Here is a 3,192-nt window from a genome sequence, read left to right on the forward strand (position 1 = left end):
GGTTCCCGGCTGGTGGTGCTCACCCGTGGCGCTACCGACGGCAGTGACCTGGCCGCGGCTGCGGTGTGGGGTCTGGTCCGCTCCGCGCAGTCCGAGCATCCTCACCGGTTTGTCCTGCTCGACCTCGACGACGACACCCACCGTGACGAGCTGGACAGGATCCTGACCGCGGTTGTCGACAGCGGCGAGTCGGAGATCGCGGTACGCGCTGGTGTCCTGTACGTCCGGCGGTTGGTCCGGGCCGGTACCGGGCAGCTGTCTCTGCCTGGTCGTGACCGGTTGTCGTGGCGTCTGGATGTGTCGGAGCCGGGCAGTTTGGACAACCTCACGGTGGTGGATTGTCCGGGGGCGGTGGCGCCGTTGGCGGCGGGGCAGGTGCGGGTGGGGGTGCGGGCGGCGGGGTTGAACTTTCGGGATGTGTTGGTGGGGTTGGGTATGTATCCGGATCCGGCTGCGGTGATGGGTAGTGAGGCAGCCGGGGTGGTGCTCGAGACGGCCCCGGACGTGACGGGGGTGGTGGTCGGGGACCGGGTGTTCGGGATGTTCAACGGGGCGTTGGGGCCGGTGGCGGTCACTGATCATCGTCTCCTGGCCCGGATCCCGCAGGGCTGGTCGTTTACCCGGGCGGCGTCGGTGCCGATCGTGTTTCTGACCGCGTTCTACGCGTTGCGGGATCTGGCCGGTGTGCGGGCGGGGCAGCGGATCTTGGTTCATGCTGCGGCTGGTGGGGTGGGTATGGCCGCGGTGCAGTTGGCGCGGGCGTGGGGGTTGCAGGTGTACGCCACTGCCAGCGCCGGTAAGTGGGACATCTTGCGCCAGATGGGGTTGGACGATGCGCGCCTGGCTTCTTCCCGGGATCTGGAGTTCCGTCGCAGCTTCCTGACGGTGACCGGTGGGGAGGGGGTGGATGTGGTGCTCAATGCCTTGGCCGGTGAGTTCGTGGACGCGTCGCTGGGCCTGCTGCCTCGTGGTGGCCGGTTCGTGGAGATGGGTAAGACCGACGTGCGGGACCCGGCCAGGGTCGGTGTGGATCATCCGGGGGTGGTGTATCAGGCGTTCGATCTGTCCGAGGCCGGTGGGGACCGGGTCGGGCAGATGCTGGGCGAGATTGTGGAGATGTTTGCTGCGGGGGTTCTGCAGCCGTTGCCGGTGAGGGTGTTCGAGGCGGCTCACGCGGTGCAGGCTTTGCGGTATCTGCAGGCGGCGCGTCATGTGGGCAAGGTGGTGCTGCGGCTGCCGGCCGGTCTGGATTCGGGTGGCACGGTGGTGGTCACTGGTGGGACGGGGGTGTTGGGTGGGTTGGTGGCCCGGCATCTGGTCACCGCGCACGGGGTCAGGCATCTGGTGTTGTTGTCCCGGCGGGGTTCGGCCGCTGCGGGGGCGGCGGAGCTGGTCGGTGAGCTGACCGGGTTGGGCGCGCGTGTTCAGGTGGTGGCGTGTGACGTCGCTGACCGGGACGCGCTGGCGGCGGTGTTGGCGGGGGTGCCGGTCGAGCATCCGGTGGTGGGGGTGGTGCACACCGCCGCAGTCCTCGACGACGGGGTGGTCGAGGCGTTGACGCCGCAGCGGCTGGAGACCGTGTTGCGGGCGAAGGCGGATGCGGCGTGGTGGTTGCACGAGCTGACCCGGGACTTGGATCTGGGGTTGTTCGCGGTGTATTCGTCGGCGGCGGCCACGCTGGGGTCAGCGGGGCAGGGTAACTACGCCGCGGCGAACGCGGTTCTGGATGCTTTGGCGCTGCGGCGGCAGGCTGAGGGTCTGGTCGGGCAGTCGTTGGCGTGGGGGCTGTGGGCTCCGCAGTCGGCGATGACTGGGCATCTCGGCGAGGTCGACCTGGACCGGATGCGACGCAGCGGCATCCTTGCCCTGTCCCCTGAGCAGGGCTTGGCGTTGTTCGACACGGCAGTACGTACCAGCCATTCGCAGTTGGTGCCGATCCGGGTGGACCTGCCCGCGCTGCGTCGTACCGGGGCCGGTGGCCTGATGCCGTTGTGGCAGGTGGTGGCCGGCGGCCCGGCCCGCCGGGCGGCGAGCACCGCCGATGCGCGGGTGGATCTGGCCGCCAGGTTGGCGGCTGTGGGGGTGGAGGAGCGTCAGCGGACGGTTCTGGAGTTGGTGCGGGCGCAGGCTGCGGTTGTGCTCGGCCATGCCGACCCCGCGGCGGTTGATCCGGGCAGCGCGTTCCGTGAGCTTGGTTTCGATTCGTTGACTGCGGTGGAGTTGCGTAACCGGTTGGCTGCCGCGACGGGGTTGTCGTTGCCGGCCACGCTGGCCTTCGACCATCCCACCTCGGTGGTGTTGGCCGGGTACCTGCTGACCGAGCTGCTCGGCGAGCAAACCGACGTCGTCGCGCCGGTGGCGGTCGGTGCGGATGTTGATGAGCCGGTGGCGATTGTGGGGATGGGGTGTCGGTATCCGGGCGGGGTTGACGATCCGGACGGGTTCTGGCGGTTGCTGGTCGAGGGTGTCGACGCGGTGGAGGGATTCCCCGCCGACCGGGGTTGGGATCTGACAGCGCTGCACGACCCCGGCCGGCAGCGGTCGGAGACCCGGTACGGAACGTTCCTTTCCGGGGCCGCGATGTTCGACGCGGGGTTCTTCGGGATCAGTCCGCGTGAGGCCGTGGCGATGGATCCGCAGCAGCGGCTGTTGTTGGAGGTTTCCTGGGAGGCGTTGGAGCGGGCCGGAATCGACCCGTCCGGGCTACGCGGGTCGGACACCGGCGTGTACGTCGGCACCAGCGGCCAGGACTACATCTCGGTGATCGGGGACGCGCAGACCGGCAGCGAGGGCCATCTGCTGACGGGTAACGCGGCCAGTGTCATGTCCGGGCGGGTGGCGTACACCCTGGGCCTGGAAGGCCCGGCGGTGTCGGTGGACACGGCGTGTTCGTCCTCGGCGGTCGCGGTGCATCTGGCGGCGCAGGCGTTGCGCTCGGGTGAGTGTTCGATGGCCCTGGCCGGCGGTGTGACGGTGATGGCCACGCCGGGCGCGTTCGTGGAGTTCTCCCGGCAGGGCGGGTTGGCCGCTGACGGGCGGTGCAAACCGTTCGCGGACGCCGCCGACGGCACAGGCTGGGGTGAAGGCGTCGGGGTTCTGGTGTTGGAGCGGTTGTCGGATGCTCGTCGGCGGGGGCATCAGGTGTTGGCGGTGGTGCGGGGCAGCGCGGTCAACCAGGACGGGGCGTCGAAT

At 69.6% G+C, this 3,192-nt stretch carries 1 protein-coding gene; it reads left to right on the top strand.

The genetic code is table 11. The features are described 5' to 3' along the window. Positions 1 to 3,192 (top strand): SDR family NAD(P)-dependent oxidoreductase (locus ACIA6B_RS32485; RefSeq protein WP_396779309.1); only part of this gene is annotated, 3,192 nt, incomplete at both ends.

Source organism: Micromonospora sp. NPDC051141, from assembly GCF_044455765.1.
Taxonomy (GTDB): Bacteria; Actinomycetota; Actinomycetes; order Mycobacteriales; family Micromonosporaceae; genus Micromonospora.